The organism is Nocardioides sp. S-1144, assembly GCF_005954645.2.
Lineage (GTDB): Bacteria > Actinomycetota > Actinomycetes > Propionibacteriales > Nocardioidaceae > Nocardioides > Nocardioides dongxiaopingii.
The window spans coordinates 2,295,312-2,320,876 of sequence record NZ_CP040695.2 but is presented as its reverse complement, the minus strand read 5'-3'; the positions used below and the strand labels follow the sequence as shown (position 1 = coordinate 2,320,876).

Here is a 25,565-nt window from a genome sequence, read left to right as displayed (position 1 = left end):
TGCCCCGTGAGCTCCGAGCGGTTGGTCCACATCGTCGACGAGGTCCCCGGCCTCGAGTCGGTCAGCGAGGTGACCATGGTTGTCGCGCTCGACGGCTTCCTGGACGCCGGCACCTCGGCCGCGCTGGCCGCGCAGCACCTGACGGCGCTCTCCGACGGCGGCACCGTCGTGGCGACCTTCGACGTCGACCAGTTCCACGACTACCGCGCCCGGCGCCCGGCGGTCTCGTTCGTCCGCGACCACTACGAGCAGTACGACGCGCCGCGGCTCGTCGTCCGGCTGCTGCAGGACGCCGGCGGGACGCCGTACCTCCTGCTGCAGGGACCGGAGCCCGACAACCGGTGGGAGGCCTTCGCCCGGGCCGTGCTCGAGGTCGTCGACCGGCTGGGGGTGACCCTGGTGGTCAGCATGGGCTCGGTGCCGATGGCGGTGCCGCACACCCGCCCGATCGCGGTGACCCACCACGCCAACAACCCGGACCTCGTCACCTCCGAGAACCCGTGGGCCGGCGAGCTGCGGGTGCCCAGCAGCGCGCAGGGTCTGCTCGAGCTGCGGCTGGGGGAGTGGGGACGCGACGCCCTCGGCTTCGTCGCCCACATCCCGCACTACCTCGCGCAGCTGGAGTACCCGCAGGCCGCCGCGGTCCTGCTCGAGCAGGTGGAGCGAGCCGGACGGCTGACGCTGGACCTGTCGGCGCTGCACGTCGCCGCCAGCGACCGCGAGGCCGAGATCGCCCGCTACCTGTCGGCCAACGAGGAGGTCGGCGAGGTGGTCGCCTCCCTGGAGCGGCAGTACGACTCGTTCGCCCGCGCCGAGGAGAGCGGCGCGAACCTGCTCGCCGACGACGAGCCGCTGCCGACCGGCGACGAGATCGGCCTGCAGTTCGAGCAGTTCCTCGCCGACCTGGAGGATCCCGACCCGAAGGACGAGCAGTGACCGACCCCGCCCCGGACGCCGCCCAGGACGCCGCCCCGGACCCGGCCCGTGACCTCGTCGCGCTGCTCGACCTCGAGTACCTCGACGTCGACCTGTTCCGCGGCAAGCAGCCCGACACGACCCGCCAGCGGGTCTACGGCGGCCAGGTGGCCGCGCAGTCGCTCATCGCGGCGGCCCGGACCGTGGAGCCCGACCTCCACGTGCACTCCCTGCACTCCTACTTCCTGCTCCCCGGTGACTACTCGGTGCCGATCATCTACGACGTCGAGCGGATCCGCGACGGACGCTCGTTCGTCACCCGCCGGGTCGTCGCCCGCCAGCACGGCCGCGCGATCTACTACCAGACGCTCAGCTTCCAGCGGCTCGAGGAAGGTCTCGAGCACCAGGACGTGATGCCCCGGGTCAAGCCCCCCGAGGAGGGCGTGGACCTGATGGAGCTGATGCGACGGCGCGGCAACGAGGAGTCCGACGCGCTCGGCAAGGAGTGGGCGGCGCTCGACGCCCGGTGGCTCGGCAGCTCGCGGCGCGGCCTCGACCCCGACCCCGACCACCCGTCGCAGTCGCGGATGTGGATCCGGATCCGCGGCGAGATGGGCGACGACCCCCTCGAGCACCTCGCGGCGTTCACCTTCGCCAGCGACGTCTCGCTGCTGGGGGCCTCGCTGGCCGCCCACGACGGCGCCGACCCGACGACGGTGCAGATGGCCTCGCTCGACCACACGGTGTGGTTCCACCGGCCCTTCCGCGTCGACGAGTGGTGGCTCTACGACCAGTGGTCGCCCTCCGCCGGCGGCGCCCGCGGCCTCTCGATCGGTCGCGTCTTCCGCCAGGACGGCGTCCTGGTCGCCACCGTCGCCCAGGAGGGCCTGATCCGCCCCAAGACCCGCTGACGCCGCCGACGACGCCGACGCCGGGAGGGGTCAGCCGAGACCGGGGTGGGCGGTCCGACCGGTGAGGTGCGTGGTGCCGGTGGGGCTGGTCAGGCCGAAGCCCCAGCCCGGAACGGTGTCGCCGTCACCCTCGACGCGCGCGGTGCCGAGGACGACGGTGCCGGGCAGCAGCACCGGCCGCTTGAAGGCGACGTCGACGCGCACGGCGTCCGGGAGCCGGTTCTCGAGGGCGGCGACGCACCGGGCCAGGGTCCACATGCCGTGGGCGATCTGGCGCGGGAAGCCGAGCGCCCGCGCGGTCAGCGGGTGCAGGTGGATCGGGTTGCGGTCGCCGGACACCGCGGCGTACCGGCGCCCGAGGTCGGCGGGCAGCCGCCAGGGGATCCCGCCGGGCTCGACCGCGGGCGGAACCGTGCCGTACACCGCGGCGGCGTCGCCGCGACCGCGACGCAGGTAGGCCGAGACCTCCTGCCACACCAGCTCGTCGTCGGCGCGGACCTCGGTGACGAACTCGTACACCGTGCCCCGCGGGTGCGGGAGCGGCGCCCCGACCCGCGCGGTGACGCTCACCGACTCGCCGACCGCGACCGGCCGGTGCTGGGTGATCGAGTTCGCCACGTGCACCATGCCGATCGCCGGGGCCGGGAAGGCCTGGTCGCTCATCATCGCCATCTGCATGCCGAAGGCGAGCAGGTGCGGGTAGGGGAGCGGGACGACGTCCTTGGCCGGAAAGCCGCAGACGCGGGCGTACCGCTCGACGTGCGCGCGGTCGATCGTGACCGGCGGCGCGGTCCGCACGAGGCCGGTGAAGCGGGACGCCGGGGCCTTGCGGACGCCGGGCAGCCGGTTGACGACGGGGACCGACGGGAGGGCGGCGCGCAGCAGGACGGTGACCGGGCTCGTGCGCGGGGTGCTCACGGCTAGGCCCCCAGCATCATCTGGCCGCAGACCCGCACGACGTTGCCGTTGACCAGGCTCGAGGCGGGGTGGGCGTACCAGGCGATCGTCTCGGCGACGTCGACCGGCAGGCCGCCCTGGGCCATCGCGTTCAGCCGCTGGCCCACCTCGCGGGTCGCGAACGGCACCGCGGCGGTCATCTGGGTGACGATGAACCCGGGCGCGACGGCGTTGACGGTGATGCCACGCCCCTGCTCGGCGAGCTCGTCGGCCAGGGAGTCGACCAGGCCGATCACGCCGGCCTTGGAGGCCGCGTAGTTGGTCTGGCCCACGTTGCCGGCGATGCCGGCGATCGAGGCGACCCCGACGATGGCGCCGTGGTCGCGGACGAGGTCCTGCTCGAGCAGCTCGCGCGTGATCAGCTCGGGCGCGGTCAGGTTCACCGCGACGACCGACTCCCAGCGGGCGTCGTCCATGTTGGCGAGCTTCCGGTCGCGGGTGATGCCGGCGTTGTGGACGACGACGTCGACCCCGCCGTGCTTGCTGCGCAGGTGGTGGGCGATGCGCTGCGGGGCGTCCTTGCCGGTGATGTCGAGGGTCAGCCAGTCGCCGTCGAGCTCCTTCATCAGCGCCTGCAGCTCGCTGGCCGCCTGGGGGACGTCGACCCCGACGACCCTCGCCCCGTCGCGGTGCAGCACGCGGGCGATCTGCTCGCCGATGCCGCGGCTGGCGCCGGTGACGAGGGCGACCCTGCCGGCCAGCGGGGCGACCAGGTCCTCGGGCGTGGCGACGACGGGCACGTCGGTGACGCCGTGCGCGCCGATGCGGACCACCTGGCCGGACACGTAGGCGGACTTCGGCGACAGCAGGAACGCCAGCGTGCTGGCGACGCCGCTCTCGGCGCCGTCGGCGACGTGCACGAGCTGGACGGTGCTGCCGTGCCCGACCTCCTTGCCCAGGCTGCGCGTGAAGCCCTCGAGCGCGCGCTGCGCGACCCGCTCCGCGCCGCGGACCAGCTCGGGCGGCGTCCCGAGCACGACGACGCGGCCGCACGTGGCCAGGCGGCGGAGCACGGGGGTGAAGAACTGGCGCAGCGCGACCAGCTCGGACGACGACGTCAGGCCGGTGGCGTCGAGGACGAGACCCTTGAGGCGTCCCTCCTCCGGCGCGACGGTGGTCACGGTGACCCCGAGCGTGCCGAGCAGGGAGGGCAGCGACTCGGCCAGGCGGCCGGAGCCACCGACCAGCACGGTGCCGTCGACCAGCGGTGCGCCCTCGGTCCAGCGCTCGAGGCGGGTGGGGTCGGGAAGTCCCAGGTTCCTCACCAGGATCCTGCCGACCGGGGTCGACGTGAAGCCCTGATACTTGTCGCTCATGGCGGCTGCTGCCTCGCTCTCGGTGATGGTCTGACCAGGTGATGCAACTACGGGTGTAACTCGGAGTCCACATTTCGTGACGTGGCCCTCACCGGCTTTCGCGACGCGGTGTTACCGGCCAGTATGGTCGCATGAACGAACGTACCCGCCGGGTCGCCGTCGTCGGTGGCAACCGGATACCCTTCGCCCGGTCCAGCTCGGTCTACGCCGAGGCGTCCAACCAGGAGATGCTCACCGCCGCCATCGACGGGCTCGTCGCCCGGTTCGGGCTGGAGGGCGAGCGCCTCGGTGAGGTCGTGGCCGGCGCGGTGCTCAAGCACGCCCGCGACTTCAACCTCGCGCGCGAGTCGGTCCTCGGGTCCCGCCTGTCGCCCGAGACGCCCGCGACCGACATCCAGCAGGCGTGCGGCACCGGGCTGCAGGCGACGATCCAGGTGGCCAACAAGATCGCCCTCGGGCAGATCGACGTCGGCATCGCGGGCGGCACCGACACCACGTCCGACGCGCCGGTCGCGATCAGCGACCGGCTCCGCCGGAAGCTGATGAAGGTCAACGCCGCCCGCGACACCGCCTCGCGGATCAAGGCCCTGGCCGCCATCCGGCCCGGCGACATCGGCCTGGAGGTCCCGCAGAACGGCGAGCCGCGCACCGGGCTGTCGATGGGGGAGCACGCCGCGCTGACCGCGCTGGAGTGGCAGGTCACCCGTGAGGCGCAGGACGAGCTCGCGGCGGCCTCGCACCAGAAGCTGGCCGCGGCCTACGACGCGGGGTTCCTCGACGACCAGGTGACGCCGTTCCGCGGCGTCGAGCGCGACACCAACCTGCGCGGCGACTCCACCGTCGAGAAGCTCGGGCGGCTCAAGCCGGTCTTCGGCCGGGGCGAGGCGGCCACGATGACCGCCGGCAACTCGACGCCGCTGACCGACGGCGCCTCCGTGGTGCTGCTGGCCTCGGAGGAGTGGGCCGCCGAGCGGGGCCTGCCGGTCCTGGCCTACCTGTCGGACTTCGAGACCGCCGCCGTCGACCACGTCAACGGCGGCGAGGGCCTGCTGATGGCGCCGGCGTACGCGATGCCGCGGATGCTGGCCCGCAACGGGCTGAGCCTCCAGGACTTCGACTACTACGAGATCCACGAGGCCTTCGCCTCCCAGGTGCTCGCCACGCTCGCCGCCTGGGAGGACCCGGTCTTCTGCCAGCAGCGGCTCGGGCTCGACGGCCCGCTCGGCCCGATCGACCGCAGCCGACTCAACGTGCACGGCTCCTCGCTCGCGGCCGGCCACCCGTTCGCGGCGACCGGCGGACGGATCGTCAACGTGCTGGCCAAGCTGCTCGCGACGTCCGAGGGCGGCACCGGCCGCGGCGTGATCTCGATCTGCGCGGCTGGCGGGCAGGGCGTGGTGGCGCTGCTCGAGCGCGCCTGACCGCCCCGGCCGCTACGGCCGGGTCAGCCCCAGCGCCGAGGCGACCAGGTGCGCGCGCACCTGGTCGGCGGTGATCGTGCCGACCGTCGGGATGCCGGGTGCGGCCTCCTCGACGAGGATGCCGACGTGGGCGAGCTGCAGCGCGCCCAGGCCGGAGGCGTAGAGCGTGTTGGCCACCAGGACCGGGTCGACCGACGCGGCGAAGTCACCGGCGCGGACGCCGTCCTCGAGGGTCGTGGACAGGATCGTCAGGCACGACGAGATCGCCCGGCCGAGGCGGAACAGCGCACCCTCGGAGATCTCGTCGAGCAGCTCGTCGCCGCGGCGGCGCATCAGCGACTGCGCGCAGTCGACGAACGCCGGGTGCGCGACGCCGTAGTCGACGAAGGCGCCGACGATGCCGCTCAGCCGCCCGGCGGGCGAGGTGGCCGCCCCAGCTGCGGCGGCGAGGGCCTCGCGCAGCTCGTCGAGGTAGCTGACCAGGGTGAGGGCGAACAGCTCCTCCTTGCCGGTGAAGACGCGGTAGACGATCGCGCGGTTGATGCCGACGGCCGCGGCGACGTCCTCGATCTGCGCCTCGCCGGCGCCGCGGGTGTCGAAGTGCTGCCGGGTGGCGGCGATGATCTCGGCCTCGCGCACCCGGCGCCGCGCCGCCGCTGCCCGCCGGCGTCCGTCGGACTCGGGGACGCGCCGGGGGCCAGTGCTCACCGGGCGATCGTAGGACAGCTGTCACACCCAGTTGCACGTCTGTGACGCTCGCGGCGGCTCCCGTGGCGGTGAGCGGCGGCTCAGGCGAGGAACGCCTGCACCGTCGCGAGCGTGTCGGCCTCGGACGCCGCCTTGTCGTCGCGGTAGCGGAGCACCCGGGCGAAGCGGAGCGCGACGCCGCCGGGGTAGCGCGAGGAGCGCTGCACGCCGTCGAAGGCGATCTCGACGACCTGCACCGGCGCGACGCGGACGACGTGCCCCTCCCGGGCGGTCTCCAGCCCGAGGAACCGCTCGGTCTGCCAGGCGAGGATCTCGTCGGTCATCCCCTTGAACGTCTTGCCGAGCATCACGAACTCGTCGGGCGCGCCCGGCCGGTCGGGGTCGCGGGCCCCGAGGTGGATGTTGGAGAGCCAGCCCTCGCGCCGCCCGGAGCCCCACTCGACGCCCAGGACCACGAGGTCGAGGGTGTGGACCGGCTTGACCTTGACCCACGCCGCCCCGCGGCGGCCGGCGGCGTACGGAGCGGCGAGGTCCTTGACGACGACACCCTCGTGACCGGCGGCCAGCACCCCGGCCACGAAGACGTCGGCCTCGGCGGCGTCGGCGGTGACCAGCCGCTGCACCCGGTGCCGGGCCGGCACCAGCGCCTCCAGCTCGGCGGCCCGCTCGGCTCCGGGAGCGTCGAGGAGGTCGCGGCCGTCGAGGTGCAGCACGTCGAAGAAGAACGGGGTCACCACCACGCCCTCGCCCATGGCGGTGCGCGACGCGGTCTCCTGGAACGGCCGGGGCCGGCCGGCGTCGTCGAGGGCGAGCACCTCGCCGTCGAGCACGAGGCGCCGGGCCGGCAGCGCACGGACGGCCGCGACCACCTCGGGCAGCCGGGCGGTGATGTCGTCGAGGCTGCGCGTCACCACCAGGACGTCGTCGCCGTCGCGGTGCACCTGGACCCGGATGCCGTCGAGCTTGGTGTCGACCGCCGCGGGGGCCGCCGGGGTGGCGCCGACCCTGACCAGCGCCTCGGCCACGGACGTCGCCGACGACGCCAGCATCGGCAGCACCGGCCGGCCGACCTCGAGCCCGACCGCGGCGAGCGCCTCCTCGCCGCCGTCGAACGCCGTGGCGACGACCGCCGTGGTGGAGCCGGCCAGCATCGCCGCCCGGCGCACCGCCGCCAGCGGCACCCCGGCCGCGGCCGCGACCGCCTCCTGGACGACGGCGTCGAGCGCGCCCTGGCGCACCGCGCCGGTCACGACCGCACGCAACCACGCCTGCTCGGACGCCGTCGCGGCGCCGAACAGCCGGGCCACGGCCTCGCGGCGCGCGGCCTGCGAGCCGGTGCCGGCCAGCGCCGCCAGCGCCTCGAACGCGGCGTCGACCTCGACCACGGTCAGGGACGGCGCGGCGGCCGGCGCCGGGAGCGTGCCGATCCCGCGCCAGCCCACGCCGGTGCGGCGCTGCCGGAGGGCGCCGCCGACGTAGGCGGCGACCAGCTCGACCTCGTCGCGCCCGCAGCGGGCCAGCAGGTCGGCGATCGCGGCGGCCTTGGCCTTGCGCGACCGGGTGGCGGCGACGGCCGCCGAGGTCTCCACCACGTCAAGAAGCAGCATCTCGTCATCCAACACCGCGCCACCCCCGGGCGCGTCCACCCGTCGAGGCGGCGCGGGCGGGGCTGTCCCCGTCGCGCCCTACCCTCGAGGGCATGACGCAGGCCGGAGCGACGCGGGTGTGGCGACCCGACTGGCCCTGCCCGGTGACCGCCGTCCTCGGCCAGCAGCGCCGTGGCGGCGGCGACCCCACGATGCGCCGCGACGACGCCGGCCGCACCTGGCGCGGCTCCCGCACGCCGCTGGGTCCGGCCACCCTGGTCGTCGAGCCGCGCCCCGCCGAGGGCACGGTCCACGCCGAGGCGTGGGGCCCGGGCGCCGACTGGGCCCTCGAGACGCTGCCCGCGCTGCTGGGCGCCCTCGACAGCTGGGAGGAGTTCGAGCCGCGGCACCCGGTCCTCGCCGACGCGCTGCGCCGGCACCCGCACGCCCGCCTCGGGCGCACGGGGTTGCTGATGGAGTCGCTCGTGCCGTCGATCATCGAGCAGAAGGTCACCGGGCAGGAGGCGTTCGCGGGGTTCCGGATGCTCGTGCACCGCTTCGGCGAGCGGGCGCCCGGGCCGGGCGCCGAGCACCGGCTGTGGGTGCAGCCGGCCGCCGACGTCCTGCGCACGATCCCGTCGTGGGAGTGGCTGCGCCTGCACGTCGACCCGGCTCGCTCACGGGCGATCGTCACCGCGGCGCGGGTGGCCGACTCCCTCGAGCGGCTCGTCGACCTCGCGCCCGACGACGCCGACCGGCGGCTCCGGTCGCTGCCCGGCATCGGGGTGTGGACCAGCGCGGAGGTCCGCCAGCGCGTCCTCGGCGACCCCGACGCGGTCTCGTTCGGCGACTACCACGTCGCCAAGGACGTCGGCTGGGCGCTGACCGGCACGCCGTTCGACGACGAGGAGCTCGCGGCCTACCTCGAGCCGTGGCGGCCGCAGCGCGGCCGGGTGCCCGCGCTGGTGGCGATGGCCCGGCTGCACCGCCCGCGACACGGGGCCCGGATGGCGCCGCGCGGGCACCTCCCGGGGGGTTCGGTGTCGCCCGGCCAGCGCCGCGGCGGCCCCTGAGACCAGGTTGTTACCAAGGTCTGCACCAGCCGTGACCTGCGTGTGGACCGCGCGTGCCGGGACCGCCGTAGTGTTCTACCTGTCGCAAGGTTCCGGGGGGAGCCGAGGCGACGACGCCGGGCCAGGGGTGTGCTGATCTCGATCTGGGGGGATCGCAGCACACCGGGCCCGTGCCGAAGAAGCACAGAGGACGACCCGCTCACCGCTCCTGGGGAGGAGCCGAGCGGGTCGTCCTACTTCTGTTCCCCGTGTCCCGCGGGGGTCCTCAGCCGAGCGGACGTTCGCCGCGCACCGGCACGAGCGCCACGGCGACCACCGGGAACACCGCGGCCAGCGCGAACGTCGCGGCGTACCCCGCGTGGATCACCGCGAGCCCGCCCAGCGGCGGCACCAGGGCGGCGGTGAGGAACTGCGCGGTGTTCTGGAGCCCGAGTGCCCGACCCGACCAGTGCGGCCCGGCCCGCTCGGCCACCGCGGTGAAGGCGAGTCCGTTGTCGGCCACGGTCAGCGCGGTCGCGACGACCATGAGCGGCACCGCGACGGCCGAGTCCAGCCCCGCGGCGAGGCCCAGCAGGCCCATCGCCACCGCCGCCGCGACCGCGACCCACCGCAGCGGCCGGGTGCGCGAGCCGACGACGTCCGAGAGCTGGCCGGCCGCGATCCGGCCGAGCGCGGCCACCACCTGGGCGACGGCCACGAGGGCACCGGCCGCGGCGGGGGACCAGTCGCGGTCCTGCACCAGCCAGACCAGCGCGAAGGTCCACACCACGAACTGCGGGACGACCAGCAGCATCGAGACCCCGTGCACGCGGGCGAGGAAGCCGTCCCCGCGGTAGGGACTCGGCGCCGGGCCGTCCTTCGCGGGCGGCCGCGGCGGGTCGAGGACGACGAGCACGACGACGAGCGCGGCGACGGCGGTCGCGATCGTCGGCACCCACAGCGCGGCGCCGACGCCGTGCCGGTCCGCGACGGTGGCGATGCTGACGGCGGCGACGCCGACGCCCACGGGCTGCGCCATCTGCCGGATCCCCATCGCCAGCCCGCGCCGGTGCGGCGGGAACCAGCCCACCACGACCCGGCCGGACGCCGCCGCGCTGCACGCGGAGGCGGCCCCGCCGAGGAAGAGGGCGAGGGTCAGCGGCACCAGCCCGTCGACGAGGACGGCGGCGAGGCCGGCGAGCGTGGTCAGGACCAGTCCGGAGACCAGCACCAGGCGCTCGCCGCGGCGGTCGGTCAGCAGGCCCCACGCGACCAGGGTGAGCATCACCCCCACCGTCGGCGCCGCGGCGACGACGCCGGCCTCGGCGAGGCTCAGGCCCCGCTGGTCGTGCAGCGCGGGGATCAGGAACGCCGGCCCGTGCGCCATCACCGCGCACGCGGCCTGCGCGAGCGTGCTCGCCGCGAGCATGGCCCAGCGGCGGGCGGTGCCCACGGTGGCGGGAGGTCGGACGGCGAGGCTCACCCGGGAGATTCAACGGCCCCGACCGGGCACCCGGTGCTCCGGTCTCGCACCGTGGCCCGTGACGCGGCCCACGACGTGCGCCGCGCGCCCCGCGGCGGTTCGGGCGCGCAGGCTAGGTTGACGCCGTGCGGATCGACGTGGAGCGGCTGATGAGGCGGGCTCGCCGCACCCTGTTGACGATCCTCGGCCTGCAGGTCGCCATCGCGGTGACGATGTCGCTGGTCGACTCCTACCGCCGTCGGGGCAAGAAGCCGAAGGCGTTCCCCACGACGCCGCCGCGGACCGTCGACATCGAGGAGAGCGCGGTCACGACCTACACCTTCGGGCGCGACCTCTACGACGACATGCTCGCGGCGATCGAGGGCGCGCAGCGCCAGGTGCTCTTCGAGACCTACATCTGGAAGGGCGACGCCACCGGCGAGCGGTTCAAGAAGGCGCTGGCCGACGCCGCCGACCGCGGCGTCGAGGTCTACTGCATCTACGACGGCTTCGCCAACCTCGTCGTCTCGCCGGTCTTCAAGCACTTCCCCGCCAACATGAAGGTGCTCAAGTACCCGGTCTGGTCGGCCGGCTGGCGCTTCTTCGACCTGCGCCGCTACGGGCGCGACCACCGCAAGATCCTCGTCGTCGACGACACGGTCGGCTTCGTGGGCGGCTACAACATCGGCGACGCCTACGAGACCGAGTGGCGCGACACCCACGTCCGGATCAGCGGCCCCGGCGTCTGGGACCTGAAGCGGGCCTTCGCGGACTTCTGGAACCTGCACCGCCGGCGCCGCGTGCGCCACAGCGAGCGGCCGCTGCTGCTCGAGACGGCCTCCACCTGGGAGCCGCGGATCCGGGTGCAGCGCAACGTGCCCCGGCTGTGGATGTTCCCGATCCGCTCGATGTACCTCGAGGCGATCAACCGCGCCAGCACCAACGTCTGGATCACCACCGCCTACTTCATCCCCGACCAGGACTTCGTCGACGCGATGAAGCACGCCGCGCGGCGCGGCGTCGACGTGCGGCTGCTGATCCCGCTGAAGTCGAACCACATCGTCGCCGACTGGATCTCGCGCGGGTACTTCTCCCAGCTGCTCGAGGCCGGGGTCAAGGTGCTGCGGTTCCGCGGCGCGATGGTGCACGCGAAGACCGCCACGGTCGACGGCACCTGGTCGACGGTCGGCACCGCCAACATCGACCGGCTCAGCCTCACCGGCAACTACGAGATCAACGTGGAGATCATCGACGCCGGTCTTGCCGCCCAGCTCGAGGAGATCTTCCGGACCGACGAGTCGAACACCGTCGAGCTGACACAGGGCGAGTGGGAGGCCCGCGACCTGCACCGCAAGTTCACCGAGGCCTTCCTGGCCCCCCTCCGCCCGCTGCTCTGACCGGCGCCCGGGGGCCCGGACGCCCGCTCGCCCGGAGGTTGTCGGTGGCCGGTCGTAGGCTCCTCACATGCGCCCCGTCACCGACCTCCAGCGCCGCCTGGCCCCGTTCAAGGTCATCTCCGACTACTCCCCGTCCGGCGACCAGCCGGCGGCCATCAAGGAGATCACCCGCCGGGTCGAGGGCGGCGTCAAGGACGTCGTCCTCCTCGGCGCGACCGGCACCGGCAAGACGGCCACGATCGCCTGGGTGGCCGAGCAGGTGCAGCGCCCGATGCTCGTCCTGCAGCCCAACAAGACGCTGGCCGCGCAGTTCGCCAACGAGCTGCGCCAGCTGTTCCCGGAGAACGCGATCGAGTACTTCGTCTCCTACTACGACTACTACCAGCCCGAGGCCTACGTCCCGCAGACCGACACCTACATCGAGAAGGACTCCTCGATCAACGAGGAGGTCGAGCGGCTGCGGCACTCGGCGACCAACTCGCTGCTGACGCGGCGCGACGTCATCGTGGTCTCCACGGTCTCGTGCATCTACGGCCTGGGCACCCCCCAGGAGTACGTCGACCGGATGCTCCGCCTGCGCGTCGGTGAGGAGCGCGACCGCGACTCGATCCTGCGCCAGCTCGTGGAGATCCAGTACACGCGCAACGACATGTCCTTCACCCGCGGCACCTTCCGGGTCCGCGGCGACACCCTCGAGATCTTCCCGGTCTACGAGGAGCACGCGGTGCGCATCGAGTTCTTCGGCGACGAGATCGAGCGGCTGATGACGCTGCACGCCGTCACCGGCGAGGTCCTGACCGAGGACAAGGAGCTCTACGTCTTCCCCGCCACCCACTACGTGGCCGGTCCCGAGCGCATGGAGCGCGCGATCCGCGGCATCGAGGCCGAGCTGGTCGAGCAGCTGGCCTCCTTCGAGCGCCAGGGCAAGCTGCTCGAGGCCCAGCGGCTGCGGATGCGCACGACCTACGACGTGGAGATGATGCGGCAGGTCGGCTCGTGCGCCGGCATCGAGAACTACTCGATGCACATGGACGGCCGCACCCGCGGCAGCGCGCCCAACTGCCTGCTCGACTACTTCCCCGAGGACTACCTCGTGGTCGTCGACGAGTCCCACGTCGCCGTCCCGCAGATCGGCGGCATGTACGAGGGCGACATGTCGCGCAAGCGCAACCTCGTCGACCACGGGTTCCGGCTCCCCAGCGCGATGGACAACCGGCCGCTGCGCTGGGAGGAGTTCCTCGACCGCGTCGACCAGTCCATCTACCTCTCCGCGACGCCCGGCAACTACGAGCTCGACAAGGTCGGCGGCGACGTCGTCGAGCAGATCATCCGGCCGACCGGCCTGATCGACCCCGAGGTCGTCGTCAAGCCGACCAAGGGCCAGATCGACGACCTGATCCACGAGATCCGCACCCGCACCGAGAAGGACGAGCGGGTCCTGGTCACGACGCTGACCAAGAAGATGTCCGAGGACCTCACCGACTACCTCCTCGACGCCGGCATCCGCACGCGCTACCTGCACTCGGAGGTCGACACCCTGCGCCGCATCGAGCTGCTCCGGGAGCTGCGGATGGGCGAGTACGACGTCCTGGTCGGCATCAACCTGCTGCGCGAGGGCCTCGACCTGCCCGAGGTGTCGCTGGTGGCGATCCTCGACGCCGACAAGGAGGGCTTCCTGCGCTCCGACAAGTCCCTGATCCAGACGATCGGGCGCGCCGCGCGCAACGTGTCCGGCCAGGTCCACATGTACGCCGACAAGATCACCCCCTCGATGGAGTCGGCGATCGAGGAGACCAACCGGCGTCGCGAGAAGCAGGTGGCCTACAACAAGGCGGCCGGCGTCGACCCGCAGCCGCTGCGCAAGAAGATCGCCGACATCACCGAGATGCTCAACCGCGACAGCGAGGACACCGAGGCGCTGCTCCAGACGTGGGCCGGCACCGCGGCCAAGGGCCGGGCCGGCGGGGTCAAGGCCCGCCAGACGGTGCCGGTGCTGGGCGACAAGGCCAGCGGCCACCACGCCAAGGACCTCGCCGGGCTGCCCAGCTCCGAGCTGGCCCAGCTGATCCAGGACCTCACCGACCAGATGAAGCAGGCCGCCGCCGAGCTGCAGTTCGAGCTGGCCGGGCGGCTCCGCGACGAGATCAACGACCTCAAGCGCGAGTTGCGCCAGATGATGGAGGCGACGAAGTGAGGAGGACTGCCTCGTGACCGTCGGCGGGCGACGTCACCCCCGGCCGTCCACCGCCAGAGCCTGGGTGGGGGCCGGCGCTCCCGCGGTCGTACAGTCCGGGGAGTGACCAGCACCTCGTCCCCGCTCGGCGGGCGACGGGCCTGGAGCGTGTGGGCGGTCGCCCTGACGGTCTACTTCGTCGCCGTCTTCCACCGCAGCTCGCTCGCGGTCGCCGGGATCGCGGCCACCGAGCGGTTCGACCTGTCGGCGGCCCAGCTGGCGACGTTCACGATGCTCCAGCTGCTCGTCTACGCCGCGATGCAGGTCCCCGTCGGGCTGCTGGTCGACCGGTTCGGGCCGAAGGCGGTGATGCTGCTCGGCACCGTGCTGCTCACCGGTGCGCAGGCGGGCTTCGCGCTCGCCGAGTCCTACCCGGCGGCGGTGGCGGCGCGGGTGGTCGTCGGCATCGGCGACGCGCTCACCTTCATCTGCGTGCTGCGGCTGGTCAGCCGCTGGTTCGAGCCGAGGCGGGTCCCGCTCATCACCCAGGTCACCGGCACCCTCGGCCAGGCCGGCGCGGTGGCGGCCGCGGTGCCGATGACGTTCGCGCTGCGCGAGTTCGGGTGGACCGGGACCTACCTCGCGGCCGCGTCGGTCGGCATCGCGCTGGTCGCCGCACTCCTGCTGGTGGTCCGCGACGCGCCGTCCCAGCGGCGCGAGGTCGGGGCCCGGCTGTCGCTGGGCGTCGTCCGGAGCAGCCTCGCGGCGTCGTGGGCGCACCCCGGCACCCGCCTGGGCTTCTGGATGCACTTCACCTCGCAGTTCAGCGCGACCACGCTGAGCCTGCTGTGGGGCTACCCGTTCCTCGTGCAGGGCGAGGGGCTCTCGGAGGCGACGGCCGGGGTGCTGCTGACCCTCATCGTCGTGGCGATCATGTACGCCGGCCCGCTGCTCGGGCTGCTCGTCGGCCGGCACCCGTGGCACCGGTCCTCGATGGTGCTGGTCATCGTCTGGTCGATCGTGCTGGTGTGGACCGCCGTCCTGGCGTGGCCCGGGCAGGCGCCGCTGTGGCTGCTGGTCCTGCTGACCCAGGTCGTGGGGCTCGGCGGGCCGGCCTCGATGATCGGCTTCGACATGGCGCGCACCTCGAACCCCGCGGAGCGGTTGGCCAGCGCCACCGGGATCATCAACCAGGCCGGGTTCGTGGCCAGCCTGATCCTGGTCGTCACGGTCGGGCTGATCCTCGACTGGCGCACGCCGGGCGCCTCCACCGACTACTCGCCCGAGGCGTTCCGCTGGGCGATGAGCGCGCAGTACGTGCTGTGGGCGGTCGGCCTCCTGCAGATCTGGCGCTGGCGCCGCCGGGCCCGCCGGGTGATCGACCGGTCCACCCTCGAGGCCGGCGTGGCGAACGGGCAGGCGACGTGAGCCCGGAGCACACCGAGGACGGTCACCACGTCGTCATCGACGGGCGGCGCTGGCGCGCGACCGACCCCGACATCCCCAAGGAGCGGCGGGCCGAGCTCCAGAAGGTGCTGATGGCCTGGCGCCGCGACGTCCGGCGCACCCGCGGCACCGACGAGGAGGCCCGCTCCCGCGCCGGCGTCCAGGCCGCCAAGGTCGCGCTCGGTGAGCGGGGCACCCCCTGGTGGGAGCAGGACGACGACGAGCGGCGGGCCCGCTGGGAGACCGTGGTCGAGGGCCCGTGACGGCGCCGGCGTCGAGACGTCGCGGGGCTCAGGGACGGGCCGCGACGACCGCCTGCTCGAGGATGGTCGCGGCGTCCGCGAACGCGGCGGGGTTCGGTCCCGCGTAGCTCAGCCGCACGTGCGGCGCCGGCGGCTCCGCCGGGAACCACTCGGCGCCCGGGGCCACCACCAGCCCCCGGCGCTCGCAGCCGAGCACCACGGCGTCCAGGTCGGTGTGGTCGGGCAGCCGGACCCAGAGGTTCAGCCCGCCCGGCGGCAGGTGCTCGACCTCGACGCTCGGTGCGTGCTCCCGCAGCGCCGCGGCGAGCAGGTCGCGGCGCGCGCCGAGCCGCTCGCGCAGGCCGCGGCGGTGGGTGCCCCAGCCGGGCTGCGTGACGACGTCGAGCGCGGCGGCCTGGAGCAGCCCGCTGACGTACATCGTCTCGGCGGCCTGGTCGGTGAGGATCCGGGCCCGCGCCGGCCCGCGCACGACCAGCGCCGCCACCCGCAGGGCGGGCGAGACGCTCTTGGTCAGGGAGCGGAGGTAGACCACGTGGCCGCCGTCGTCCTGGGCGGCCAGGGGCGTCGGGGAGGTGGTGATCCCGAAGTCGTGCGCCCAGTCGTCCTCGACCAGGAACGCGCCGCGCGCCCGGACGACGTCGAGGATCCGGGCTGCGACGGCGGGGCTCCACTGGGCGCCGGTGGGGTTGGCGTAGTGCGGCTGGGCGTAGAAGACCCGGGCGCCGGTCTCCGCGAACGCGCGGTCGACGTCGTCCGGGTCCGGGCCGCCCGGCCCGCTCGGGACCGGCACGAGCCGCACCCCGGCCTGGCCGGCGGCCTGGATGGCGCCCCAGTAGGTGGGCGACTCGGTCAGCATCGCCTGGCCGGGCGCCACCAGGGCCCGGAAGACCGAGCCGAGCCCGCTCTGGCTCCCCGGCACGACGACGACCTCGTGCGCCGCGGGTGCCGTCGTCCCGGACGGCGTGTGCTCGGCGAGCTCGGCCGCGAACCAGGCCTGGAGCGCCGGGAGCCCGGCCGCGGGGGTGCGGGTCACCGCGGCGTCCGAGCGGGCGGCGCGCGCCAGGGCCGAGCGCACCAGTCGCTCGGGCAGCAGGTCGCGGTCGGGGTAGCCCGCGTGCAGGGCGAGGACGTCGTTCGGCACGGTGCGCAGCGCCGTCGACGACCCGCGGGCGCTGGTCGGCGGGGACCGGAGGGCGTTGGTCTGCCAGGCGTGGTCGACCGGCAGGGCGGTGCGGGCGGTGCGGGCGGTGCGGGCGAAGGTGCCGACGCCGGGCCGGGTCTCGACCAGCCCCAGGGTGGTGAGCGAGCGCAGCGCCCGCTGCACCGTGACCGGGCTCGCCCGGTGCTCGGCGGCGATCGACCGGGTCGACGGCAGGCGGGCCCCCGCGGGCGCCGTCGCGAGCCAGGCGCGGAGGCTGGCCGCGATCCGGCCGCTGCTATCGTCGTTCATGACGCACCACGATAGCGCTACTCGTCCGCTCCGCCCGGTGCTACCAGGTCCCGGTGCCGGGCTCCGGTGGGGGCTGCTGGGGGTGGTGGCCTTCTCCTTCACGGTGCCGATGACCCGGGTCGCGCTCGGGGGGCTGTCGCCGCTGCTCGTCGGCTCGGCACGGGCCGTGGTCGCCGCCGGCCTCGCGGTCCTGTGTCTCGGGCTCGCCCGCGAGCGGCTCCCGCGCGGGCGCCAGTGGGCCCGGCTCGCGGTCGTCGGCGCCGGCGTCGTCGTGGGGTTCCCCCTCCTGACCTCCTACGCGCTGACCACCGCGCCGGCGAGCCACGGGGCCGTCGTCGTCGCGATGCTCCCGGCCGCCACCGCGGTGACCACGGTGGTGCGCTCCGGTGAGCGGCCGCGGCGCGCGTTCTGGGTCGCGGCGGCGGCTGGGGCCGTCGCGGCGCTGGTCTTCGCCTCGTTCCAGGGCGACGGGTTCGGCGGGCTGCACCGGGCGGACCTGCTCCTCGTGGCCGCCGTGCTGGCCGCGGCCGTGGGGTACGCGGAGGGCGGGCTGCTGGCCCGCGAGCTGGGCGCGTGGCAGACGATCTCCTGGGCGCTGGTCGTCTGTGCGCCCCCGATGCTGGTGCTCGCGCTGGTCGCCCTCCGGGCCGGGGCGCCGCAGGCCACGCCGACCGAGTGGGCCGCCTTCGGCTACCTCGCCGTGGTCAGCATGTTCCTCGGCTTCCTCGCCTGGTACCGCGGCCTGGCCATCGGGCCGATGGCGTCGGTCAGCCAGGTCCAGCTGGCCCAGCCGGTCCTCACCATCGCGTGGGCCGGCCTGCTCCTCGGGGAGGAGGTCACGACGGCTACCGTCCTCGGCGGCGTCGCCGTGGTCGCGTGCGCGGCGGGGGCCGTCCGCGTCCGGTCGGCGCCGGCGGGTCCGCCCCGCACGGGTCAGGTGCGGGTCAGGCGCGGCGGGCGGTGAGGCCGACGAGACGGGCGACGACGAGGGCGACGTAGAAGACCCCGGTGACCTGCTCGAGCATCACCAGCGAGCGGGCGTGGTCGTCGATCGGCGCGACGTCGGACAGCCCGACCGAGGTGAGGGTGGTGAACGACAGGTAGAGCAGCTCGAACCACGGGCGGGGGCCCTCGCCGCCGTGGGCGATGAACGAGTCGGGCCAGACGACCTGGGCGCCGGCGTAGACGTAGGCGAAGGCCCAGGCGACGACGGTGAAGGCCGCCCCGGTCGCGAACAGCTCGTCGCGGGTCACCTTGTCGTCGTGGAACAGGTAGCGGATCAGGGCGTAGGAGACGAACAGGTAGAACGGCACGTGCAGGAGCGCCGAGACCAGCACCACCCAGCTGGTCTGCGAGGCGAAGGCCTCCAGCACGCTGAAGACGACGGCCGGTGCACCGAAGACGACGGCGACCCACGACAGGGTCGGGGTGCGCCGCACCGCCCAGGTGGCGGCGAGCACGACGGAGACCTGGACCGCACCGAGCACCGCCCGCCCGGAGGTCGAGGCGTCGAGGAACGGGTAGGCCAGGATCACGAGCAGCTGCAGGCCCAGCAGCAGCGCCGAGGGGTGGCTCTGGACGGCGCGCAGCGAGCGGAGCATCACGCCAGGCCCTTGGGCCAGCGCTGCTGGCGCGCCTGCTTCTTCTCCAGGCGGGCGAGCTCGTCGCGGACCATCACCTCGCGCGACGTCGAGGTGCGGACCAGGTTGAGCAGCGTGACGGCGTTGACGATCAGCGGCCACGGGAACGCGCCGCCGTCGGTGCCGAGGTAGATCGCCAGCCAGATCGCCCAGCAGATGACGGCGGAGCCGACGAACGCCGAGACCGCGTTGCGGCGCCGGTCCTGCCACTCGGCGACCGCGCGCCGCTGCAGCTCGTCGTGGGGGACGCCCACGAGGGACTTCGTGGGGCGGGCGGGCGGCGGCTTCAACGGCACCAGGTCGGAGACGATCGGCGGCAGGTCGCCGAGCGTGCGCGCCGAGCCGACGGCGTCCAGGCGCTCCTCGAGCTCGTCGGCGTCGAGCTTGCCGGCGCCGAACGCGCTGCTCAGCTCGGCGCGGATCAGCTCCCGGTCCTCGTCGGAGGCGCGCAGGGCGGCGTGGGCCCTCTCGCGCGGGTCGAGGGGGAACGACGACCACAGGTCGACCACGCTCTGCTCCTCCCTCCGTCGGTCCCGGTGCCACCGGGTGCTGGCTGCCGACATCCTAGGGAGCGGGCCATGGACGCCGGACCCCGCGAGGGGGAGGATCCGGAGGTGACCACCGTCGACGTCGACCTGCTCATCATCGGGGCCGGGCCCACCGGGCTGTTCGCCGCTTACTACGCCGGGTTTCGTGGGCACCGGGTCGCCGTCGTCGACTCGCTGCCCGAGCTGGGCGGCCAGGTGACCGCGATGTACCCGGAGAAGCAGATCCTCGACGTCGCCGGCTTCCCCAGCGTCAAGGGCCGCGACCTCGTCGAGGGGCTGGTCGCGCAGGCCAACACCGCCAAGCCGGAGTACCTGCTCGAGCGCACCGCCACCACCTTCGCGCAGCGCACCGGCGACGACGCCGGCGTCACCGTCGGCCTCGACGACGGCACCGAGGTGCGGGCCGGGGCGCTGCTCATCACCGCCGGCATCGGCAAGTTCTCGCCCCGCGCGCTGCCGGCCGGCGCCGGGTGGGTCGGGCGCGGTCTCGAGTTCTTCGTGCCGAGCTTCGCGCCCTACGCCGGCAAGGACGTCGTCATCGTCGGCGGCGGCGACAGCGCCTTCGACTGGGCCCTGCACCTCGAGCCGATCGCGGGCTCGGTGACGCTGGTCCACCGCCGCGACGCCTTCCGCGCCCACGCGCGCACCGTCGAGCAGGTGCGTGCCTCGGGCGTGGAGATCGTCACCCGGGCCGAGGTCGCCGCCCTGCGCGGCCGGACCACGGTCGAGGAGGTCGACCTCGTCGTCGACGGGGTGACGACGACGCGGCCGTGCCAGGCCGTCGTGGCCGCCCTCGGCTTCGTCGCCGACCTCGGGCCGATCCAGGGCTGGGGGATCGAGGTGTCGAAGCGGCACGTCGTGGTCGACGCCGCGATGCGCACCAGCCTGCCGCGGGTCTTCGCCGCCGGCGACATCACCGAGTACGACGGCAAGGTGCGCCTGATCGCGGTGGGGTTCGGCGAGGCCGCCACGGCCGTCAACAACGCCACCGTCGCCATCGACCCCAGCGCGCACGTCTTCCCGGGCCACTCCTCCGAGGCGCCCTGACGCCGACCGGCCGCCGTGGTGCCGGGTGCTGGTGCCGGTGACTCCCCGGTAACCCATAATGGGACCGGAAGCACCCCTGTACGCGCGGCCGAGTGTCGTCGCCCCGGCACCGAGAGTCGAGCCGCCCATGCGCATCGCCATGCTGTCGTACCGCAGCAAGCCCCACTGCGGGGGACAGGGCGTCTACCTGCGCCACCTCAGCCGCGAGCTGGTCGCGCTCGGCCACGAGGTCGAGGTGCTCTCGGGTCAGCCCTACCCGGAGCTCGACGCCGGCGTCGAGCTGACGAAGGTGCCGAGCCTCGACCTGTACCGCGAGCCCGACCCGTTCCGGGTGCCGCGCCGCGAGGAGTTCCGCGACCTGGTCGACGTCGAGGAGTTCGCCACGATGTGCGTCGGCGGGTTCCCCGAGCCGCGCACGTTCAGCCGCCGGATCAGCCGGATCCTCGCCGAGCGGGCCGGTGACTTCGACGTCGCCCACGACAACCAGGTGCTCGGCACCGGGATGCTCGACATCGAGGGCTACGGGCTGCCGCTGGTCACCACGATCCACCACCCGATCACCTTCGACCGACGCATCGACCTGGACCAGGCCCGCACGCCGTGGCGCAAGCTCACCCTGCGGCGCTGGTACGGCTTCCTGCGGATGCAGGGCAGGGTCGCGCGCCGGGCGCGGCTGGTGATCACGCCGTCCGAGGCCTCCAAGCGCGACATCGCCCAGGACTTCGGCGTCGACCCGGCCCGGATGCGGGTGATCCTGCTCGGCGTCGACGACATGTTCGTCCCGCCGACCCGGCCCCGCGTGCCCGGCCGGATCATGGCGATGGCCAGCGCCGACGCCCCGATGAAGGGCATCTCGACGCTGCTCGAGGCCTTCGCCAAGCTGCGCACCGAGCGCGACGTCGAGCTGGTGCTCGTCTCCAGGCCGGCGCCCGGCGGCCGCACCGAGAAGCTGATCGAGCGGCTCGGGATCGGTGACCGGGTCCGGTTCGTCCACGGCGTCAGCGACGCCGAGCTGGTCGAGCTGATGGGCTCCGCCGAGCTGGCGTGCGTGCCCTCGCTCTACGAGGGCTTCTCGCTGCCCACCGCCGAGCTGATGGCCTGCGCCACCCCGCTCGTGGTCTCCCGGGCCGGCGCGATCCCCGAGGTCGTCGGTGCCGACGGCGACTGCGCCGACCTGGTCACGCCCGGCGACGTCGAGGAGCTCAAGCAGGCCGTCGCCGCGCTGCTCGACGACCCCGAGCGCCGGGCCCGGATGGGCGCGGCCGGACGGCGTCGCGTCGAGGAGCTGTTCAGCTGGCGCGCCGTCGCCGTCAAGGTCGCGCAGGCCTACGAGGACGCGATCGCCGACTTCCACGACGACCAGAAGGAGCGCCCCACCCGTGCTGACCGTTGACTTCGACCGCCTCGGCCTCACCGCCGGTGACCGCGTCCTCGACATGGGGTGCGGCGCCGGCCGGCACGCCTTCGAGATGTACCGCCGCGGTGCCGACGTGGTCGCCTTCGACATGGACGCCGACGAGCTGGCCGGCGTCCTCGACCTCTTCGGGGCGATGAAGGAGGCCGGTGAGGTGCCCGAGGGCGCCCAGGCCGACATCAAGCAGGGCGACGCGCTCGAGCTGCCCTTCGCCGACGACGAGTTCGACCGGGTCGTTGCCTCCGAGGTGCTCGAGCACATCCCCGACGACACCCAGGCGGTCCGCGAGCTCGTGCGGGTGCTGCGGCCCGGCGGCACCCTGGCGGTCACCGTGCCGCGGTGGCTGCCCGAGGTCGTCAACTGGAAGCTGTCCGAGGAGTACCACAACGCCGAGGGCGGCCACATCCGGATCTACACCGACCACGAGCTGGTCGACAAGGTCACCAAGGGCGGCCGGTCCAACGACGGCAACCCCGGCGACGCGATGCTCTTTGAGGGCAAGGAGTACGCCCACGGGCTGCACACGCCGTACTGGTGGATCAAGTGCGCGGTCGGCGTCACCAACGACGACCACCCCGCCGCCCGGGCCTACCACAAGCTCCTGGTCTGGGAGATCATGAAGCAGCCCAAGGCCCTGCAGTACGCCGGCAAGGTGCTCGACCCGCTCATCGGCAAGAGCATGGTGCTGTACTTCCGCAAGCCCGCCGCGCCCCGGGCCTGAGGTGGGCCAGCTGCCGCACGTCCCCGACGTGCTGAGCCCGCGCCAGGTCGCCGAGACGGCCGCGTCGATCGCCTCGATGCAGGAGCCCAGCGGCGCCGTGCCGTGGACGACCGGCGAGCACGTCGACATCTGGAACCACGTCGAGGCCGCGATGGCCCTGCTCGTCGGCGGCGAGGTCGAGGCCGCCGAGCGCGCCTACGACTGGGTGCCGACCATGCAGCGTCCCGACGGCTCGTGGCCGATGAAGATCGTCGGCGGCCAGGTCGACGACGACCGCGGCGAGGTCAACATGAGCGCCTACCTCGCGGTCGGGGTCTGGCACCACTGGCTGGTGCGCCACGACGTCGACTTCGTCCGGCGGCTGTGGCCGTCGGTGCGCGCCGGCCTCGACTGGGTCGTGTCCCAGCAGCTGCCGTTCGGCGGGATCGGGTGGACGCCGTCGGAGTCGTTCGCCCTGCTCGCCGGGTCGTCGTCGATCTACCAGTCGCTGCGCGCCGGCGTCGCGCTCGCCGACCTCCTCGACGACCCCCAGCCGGGGTGGGAGCTGGCCGGGGGCCGGCTCGGGCACGCCGTCCGCCGCCACCGCGACCGGTTCGAGGACAAGTCCACCTACTCGATGGACTGGTACTACCCGGTGCTCGGCGGCGCCGTCCGCGGCCCGGCTGCCCTGGAGCTGCTCGCGCCCCGCTGGGACGACTTCGTGGTGCCCGGTCTCGGGATCCGCTGCGTCGACACCAACCCCTGGGTCACCGGGGCCGAGACCTGCGAGCTGGTGATGGCCCTCGACGCCGTCGGCGACCACCGCCGCGCGCTCGGGCTGCTCGCCGACATGCAACACCTGCGCGGCGACGCCGGTGGCTACTGGACCGGCTGGGTCTACGAGGGCGAGAACCCCGACGTCTACTGGCCGGTCGAGCACACGACGTACACCGCCGCCGCGGTGATCCTCGCCGTCGACGCCCTGGGGGAGACCTACGGCCACGGCACCCCGGGCTCCGGCATCATGCGCGGCACCTCCCTCGCCCCGCACTTCGCCGAGATCGCCCTCGAGTGCGGCTGCACCCCGTCCCACGCACGCTGACCCGTCGCTGATCAGCGACGGGTCAGCGCGGAAACCCCGTCGACCCGTCGCTGATCAGCGACGGGTCAGCGGAGGGGGTCGCCGGCGGTGCCGGTCGTGCGGCGCAGCACCCGCATCGAGCCGAGTGCCTCCACCTCGGTGAACGCGCCGCCCTCGAGGGCGCGCAGGAACACGTGGTACGGCGGGCGGCCGCCGTCGGCGGGGTCGGGGAAGACGTCGTGGATGACGAGGAGACCGCCGGACACGACCCACGGCGCCCAGCCGGTGTAGTCGTTCTGGGCGTGCTCCTCGGCGTGGCCGCCGTCGATGAACAGCAGGCTCAGCGGGGTGCGCCACAGGGCGCTGAGGGTCGTGCTCCGCCCGACGAGCGCGACGACGACGTCCTCCAGGCCGGCCTGGGCGATGGTGCGCCGGAAGACGGGCAGGGTGTCCATCAGGCCGAGGTCGGGGTCGACCAGGGTCGGGTCGTGGTGCTCCCAGCCGGCCTGGTTCTCCTCCGAGCCGCGGTGGTGGTCCACGGTGAGGACGACGGCGCCCGGCGTCCCCGAGTCCCGAGCGGCCGCGCCGAGGTAGATCGCCGACTTCCCGCAGTACGTGCCGACCTCCAGCAGCGGCCCGTGGGCGGCCCGCTCCGCGGCGTGCCGGTGCAGCAGCAGGCCCTCCTCGGGCGGCATGAAGCCCTTGGCGGCGAGTGCGTGGGCGAGCAGATCGGCGGGCATCTCGGCGGGCGTCTCGGCGGGCGTCTCGGCAGGCACGACCGGCACCCTACGGCGCCTCAGTCGTCGCGCGGCTGCGGGTCGTCGACCTGGTCGTCGTGGTCGAGCCCGGCACGCCAGGTGTTCCAGTGCCAGTGCAGGTAGCGGTCGATCGCCCGGACGACCTGCGTCGACCGGATCGAGGCGAAGGTGTCGAAGGCATGCTGGGCGCCGGGGAGCTCGGCGTAGACGACGCTGTGGTCGGACCGGTCGCGCAGCCGGCGCACGAACTCGCGGGCCTGGTCGACCCCGACCATCGTGTCGACGGTGCCGTGCAGCACGAAGAAGTCGGGGGCGTCCGCGATGATCCGCAGGATCGGCGAGGCGGCCTCGAAGACGTCGGGCTCCTCGGAGAAGCGCGTGCGCAGCACCTGGGGCCCGAGGAACCGGTCGCGCATCAGCTCGACGCTGCGCAGGCCGGTGGCACCGGCGAAGTCGTAGACGCCGTAGTGCGGGACGGCGCACCGCACCGAGGTGTCGGCGTCCTCGAACCCGGGCTGCCACGACCGGTCGCCGGCCGTCAGCGCGGCCAGGGCGCACAGGTGGCCGCCCGCCGAGCCCCCGGTGATGGCGACGTAGGACGGGTCGCCGCCGTGCTCCCCGATGTGCTCCTTGACCCACGCGATCGCCTGCTTGACGTCGATCACCTGGGCCGGGAACGGGTGGCGCGGCGCGAGGCGGTAGTTGACCGCCACGCAGACCCACCCCCGCGACGCGAGGTGGCGCATGAGGGGGAGGGCCTGCCGCTCCTTGCTGCCGACGGTCCACGCGCCGCCGTGCACCTGCACGAGCACGGGCGCGCCGCCGTCGGGGACGCCGCCCGCCGGCCGGTAGACGTCGAGGCGTCCGCGCCGGCCGCGGTCGTTGTAGGCGATGTCGCGCTCGACGACGAAGCCGGCGCGGGCTTGCCGGGTGAGCCGGAACGGGTTGACCAGCGGGCGCCACCCGGCGGCGACGTCGGCCGGGGTCGGCTGGGTCTCGAGCTGGTCGCGGTACCCCGGTCCCAGCGCCTCGGCGAGCGCGTCCTCGGCCACGTCGCCGGCGCGCCGGGCCTGCGCGACGAGGAAGGCCAGCCCGGCCGCGCTGGCCCCGGCCACGGCGAGGGCACGGGGGTCGCGGCGGCCGCGGGCGAGCTGGGCGGCGGTGTCGGCTGCGGTGAGGGCGAGCAGGTGCGGGGCGAGCTCGCCGGAGAGCCAGCCGGCGACGAAGGCCGGGATGCCGAACCGGAACCCGGGCAGCGGCCGGATGGCGTTCGCGGTGAGGGCGGCGGTGACCAGGCGACGTCGGAGGAACCCCATGCAC

Annotated in this window: 23 protein-coding genes; 13 read left to right on the top strand and 10 right to left on the bottom strand. The window is 74.0% G+C overall.

Annotated elements, in window-relative coordinates; all coding sequences use genetic code 11:
- Positions 1-6: 6 nt before the first annotated feature.
- Together FE634_RS10920 and FE634_RS10915 are read left to right on the top strand one after the other, a co-directional pair.
- A complete protein-coding gene (locus FE634_RS10920) occupies positions 7-936 on the top strand; it encodes a proteasome assembly chaperone family protein (RefSeq protein WP_170981680.1) in 930 nt (309 codons plus the stop codon).
- On the top strand, positions 933-1,826 hold the full coding sequence (locus FE634_RS10915; RefSeq protein WP_138875886.1) for an acyl-CoA thioesterase: 894 nt from the start codon (positions 933-935) through the stop codon (positions 1,824-1,826). Before FE634_RS10920 ends, FE634_RS10915 begins: the two co-directional genes overlap by 4 nt.
- 30 nt (positions 1,827-1,856) lie before the next feature.
- Here FE634_RS10915 and FE634_RS10910 read toward each other — a convergent pair whose 3' ends face one another.
- Both FE634_RS10910 and FE634_RS10905 read right to left on the bottom strand, forming a co-directional pair.
- Complete coding sequence (locus FE634_RS10910) at positions 1,857-2,744, bottom strand: MaoC/PaaZ C-terminal domain-containing protein (protein ID WP_262347390.1); 888 nt, start codon at positions 2,742-2,744, stop codon at positions 1,857-1,859.
- A gap of 2 nt (positions 2,745-2,746) precedes the next feature.
- Complete coding sequence (locus FE634_RS10905; RefSeq protein WP_138875884.1) at positions 2,747-4,099, bottom strand: 3-oxoacyl-ACP reductase; 1,353 nt, start codon at positions 4,097-4,099, stop codon at positions 2,747-2,749.
- 131 nt (positions 4,100-4,230) lie between these two features.
- Here FE634_RS10905 and FE634_RS10900 point away from each other — a divergent pair, with 131 nt between their 5' ends.
- Positions 4,231-5,520, top strand: coding sequence for an acetyl-CoA C-acetyltransferase (locus FE634_RS10900; RefSeq protein ID WP_138875883.1), 1,290 nt, complete (start codon positions 4,231-4,233; stop codon positions 5,518-5,520).
- A 12-nt stretch (positions 5,521-5,532) separates the two neighbouring features.
- Here FE634_RS10900 and FE634_RS10895 read toward each other — a convergent pair whose 3' ends face one another.
- Positions 5,533-6,228 (bottom strand): TetR/AcrR family transcriptional regulator, encoded by a 696-nt coding sequence (locus FE634_RS10895; RefSeq protein WP_148240590.1) that lies wholly within the window; start codon positions 6,226-6,228, stop codon positions 5,533-5,535.
- 80 nt (positions 6,229-6,308) lie between these two features.
- The gene (locus FE634_RS10890) at positions 6,309-7,835 is read right to left on the bottom strand and encodes an ATP-dependent DNA ligase (RefSeq protein WP_148240589.1); all 1,527 of its coding nucleotides are present in this window, start codon (positions 7,833-7,835) and stop codon (positions 6,309-6,311) included.
- A 92-nt stretch (positions 7,836-7,927) separates the two neighbouring features.
- Between FE634_RS10890 and FE634_RS10885 the strand changes: the two genes are divergently transcribed.
- Positions 7,928-8,887, top strand: a complete 960-nt coding sequence (locus tag FE634_RS10885; protein WP_148240588.1) for a DNA-3-methyladenine glycosylase family protein — start codon at positions 7,928-7,930, stop codon at positions 8,885-8,887.
- Between the two features lie 265 nt (positions 8,888-9,152).
- Here FE634_RS10885 and FE634_RS10880 read toward each other — a convergent pair whose 3' ends face one another.
- Positions 9,153-10,349: an MFS transporter gene (locus tag FE634_RS10880; RefSeq protein WP_262347389.1), complete on the bottom strand. Its 1,197-nt coding sequence runs from the start codon at positions 10,347-10,349 to the stop codon at positions 9,153-9,155.
- Between the two features lie 125 nt (positions 10,350-10,474).
- Between FE634_RS10880 and FE634_RS10875 the strand changes: the two genes are divergently transcribed.
- From FE634_RS10875 to FE634_RS10860, 4 genes are all read left to right on the top strand, one after another.
- A complete protein-coding gene (locus tag FE634_RS10875) occupies positions 10,475-11,725 on the top strand; it encodes a phospholipase D-like domain-containing protein (protein ID WP_246060912.1) in 1,251 nt (416 codons plus the stop codon).
- Between the two features lie 67 nt (positions 11,726-11,792).
- Complete coding sequence (gene uvrB / locus FE634_RS10870; RefSeq protein ID WP_148240587.1) at positions 11,793-13,919, top strand: excinuclease ABC subunit UvrB; 2,127 nt, start codon at positions 11,793-11,795, stop codon at positions 13,917-13,919.
- A 102-nt stretch (positions 13,920-14,021) separates the two neighbouring features.
- Entirely contained in the window at positions 14,022-15,326 is a 1,305-nt protein-coding gene (locus tag FE634_RS10865; RefSeq protein ID WP_262347388.1) for an MFS transporter, read from the top strand.
- Positions 15,323-15,607 (top strand): hypothetical protein, encoded by a 285-nt coding sequence (locus FE634_RS10860; protein WP_138875882.1) that lies wholly within the window; start codon positions 15,323-15,325, stop codon positions 15,605-15,607. The genes FE634_RS10865 and FE634_RS10860 overlap by 4 nt, the downstream gene beginning before the upstream one ends.
- A 28-nt stretch (positions 15,608-15,635) precedes the next feature.
- Here the strand turns inward: FE634_RS10860 and FE634_RS10855 are convergent, their stop codons facing one another.
- On the bottom strand, positions 15,636-17,057 hold the full coding sequence (locus tag FE634_RS10855) for an aminotransferase-like domain-containing protein (protein ID WP_148240586.1): 1,422 nt from the start codon (positions 17,055-17,057) through the stop codon (positions 15,636-15,638).
- Positions 17,058-17,094: 37 nt separating this feature from the next.
- Here FE634_RS10855 and FE634_RS10850 point away from each other — a divergent pair, with 37 nt between their 5' ends.
- Positions 17,095-18,021, top strand: a complete 927-nt coding sequence (locus FE634_RS10850; protein WP_262347387.1) for a DMT family transporter — start codon at positions 17,095-17,097, stop codon at positions 18,019-18,021.
- On the opposite strand, the gene FE634_RS10845 is transcribed toward FE634_RS10850, so the two are convergent.
- Positions 18,002-18,658 carry an ion channel gene (locus FE634_RS10845; RefSeq protein WP_137295267.1) on the bottom strand — a complete coding sequence of 219 codons (657 nt, stop codon included), beginning with the start codon at positions 18,656-18,658 and terminating at the stop codon, positions 18,002-18,004. The genes FE634_RS10850 and FE634_RS10845 overlap by 20 nt on opposite strands.
- Positions 18,658-19,206, bottom strand: a complete 549-nt coding sequence (locus tag FE634_RS10840; RefSeq protein WP_187366673.1) for a DUF1707 SHOCT-like domain-containing protein — start codon at positions 19,204-19,206, stop codon at positions 18,658-18,660. Before FE634_RS10840 ends, FE634_RS10845 begins: the two co-directional genes overlap by 1 nt.
- 69 nt (positions 19,207-19,275) lie before the next feature.
- Here FE634_RS10840 and FE634_RS10835 point away from each other — a divergent pair, with 69 nt between their 5' ends.
- From FE634_RS10835 to FE634_RS10820, 4 genes are all read left to right on the top strand, one after another.
- Positions 19,276-20,292, top strand: coding sequence for an NAD(P)/FAD-dependent oxidoreductase (locus FE634_RS10835; protein WP_148240585.1), 1,017 nt, complete (start codon positions 19,276-19,278; stop codon positions 20,290-20,292).
- 127 nt (positions 20,293-20,419) lie between these two features.
- Positions 20,420-21,685 carry a glycosyltransferase family 4 protein gene (locus tag FE634_RS10830; protein ID WP_137295246.1) on the top strand — a complete coding sequence of 422 codons (1,266 nt, stop codon included), beginning with the start codon at positions 20,420-20,422 and terminating at the stop codon, positions 21,683-21,685.
- Complete coding sequence (locus tag FE634_RS10825; RefSeq protein ID WP_137295245.1) at positions 21,672-22,427, top strand: class I SAM-dependent methyltransferase; 756 nt, start codon at positions 21,672-21,674, stop codon at positions 22,425-22,427. The genes FE634_RS10830 and FE634_RS10825 overlap by 14 nt, the downstream gene beginning before the upstream one ends.
- A 1-nt stretch (position 22,428) precedes the next feature.
- Positions 22,429-23,508 carry a prenyltransferase/squalene oxidase repeat-containing protein gene (locus tag FE634_RS10820; protein ID WP_148240584.1) on the top strand — a complete coding sequence of 360 codons (1,080 nt, stop codon included), beginning with the start codon at positions 22,429-22,431 and terminating at the stop codon, positions 23,506-23,508.
- Between the two features lie 65 nt (positions 23,509-23,573).
- On the opposite strand, the gene FE634_RS10815 is transcribed toward FE634_RS10820, so the two are convergent.
- Both FE634_RS10815 and FE634_RS10810 read right to left on the bottom strand, forming a co-directional pair.
- Positions 23,574-24,263 carry a class I SAM-dependent methyltransferase gene (locus FE634_RS10815; protein WP_262347386.1) on the bottom strand — a complete coding sequence of 230 codons (690 nt, stop codon included), beginning with the start codon at positions 24,261-24,263 and terminating at the stop codon, positions 23,574-23,576.
- Between the two features lie 20 nt (positions 24,264-24,283).
- A complete protein-coding gene (locus FE634_RS10810; RefSeq protein WP_138875879.1) occupies positions 24,284-25,561 on the bottom strand; it encodes an alpha/beta hydrolase in 1,278 nt (425 codons plus the stop codon).
- Positions 25,562-25,565 lie beyond the last annotated feature (4 nt).

What these genes read in the sequence shown, in the direction of transcription:
- FE634_RS10835 (WP_148240585.1), top strand. Translation starts at nt 19,276, where the DNA reads ATGGACGCCGGACCCCGCGAGGGGGAGGATCCGGAGGTGACCACCGTC.
- uvrB (WP_148240587.1), top strand. Translation starts at nt 11,793, where the DNA reads ATGCGCCCCGTCACCGACCTCCAGCGCCGCCTGGCCCCGTTCAAGGTC.
- FE634_RS10855 (WP_148240586.1), bottom strand. Translation starts at nt 17,057, where the DNA reads ATGAACGACGATAGCAGCGGCCGGATCGCGGCCAGCCTCCGCGCCTGG.
- FE634_RS10845 (WP_137295267.1), bottom strand. Translation starts at nt 18,658, where the DNA reads ATGCTCCGCTCGCTGCGCGCCGTCCAGAGCCACCCCTCGGCGCTGCTG.
- FE634_RS10810 (WP_138875879.1), bottom strand. Translation starts at nt 25,561, where the DNA reads ATGGGGTTCCTCCGACGTCGCCTGGTCACCGCCGCCCTCACCGCGAAC.
- FE634_RS10830 (WP_137295246.1), top strand. Translation starts at nt 20,420, where the DNA reads ATGCGCATCGCCATGCTGTCGTACCGCAGCAAGCCCCACTGCGGGGGA.
- FE634_RS10885 (WP_148240588.1), top strand. Translation starts at nt 7,928, where the DNA reads ATGACGCAGGCCGGAGCGACGCGGGTGTGGCGACCCGACTGGCCCTGC.
- FE634_RS10900 (WP_138875883.1), top strand. Translation starts at nt 4,231, where the DNA reads ATGAACGAACGTACCCGCCGGGTCGCCGTCGTCGGTGGCAACCGGATA.
- FE634_RS10890 (WP_148240589.1), bottom strand. Translation starts at nt 7,835, where the DNA reads ATGCTGCTTCTTGACGTGGTGGAGACCTCGGCGGCCGTCGCCGCCACC.
- FE634_RS10905 (WP_138875884.1), bottom strand. Translation starts at nt 4,099, where the DNA reads ATGAGCGACAAGTATCAGGGCTTCACGTCGACCCCGGTCGGCAGGATC.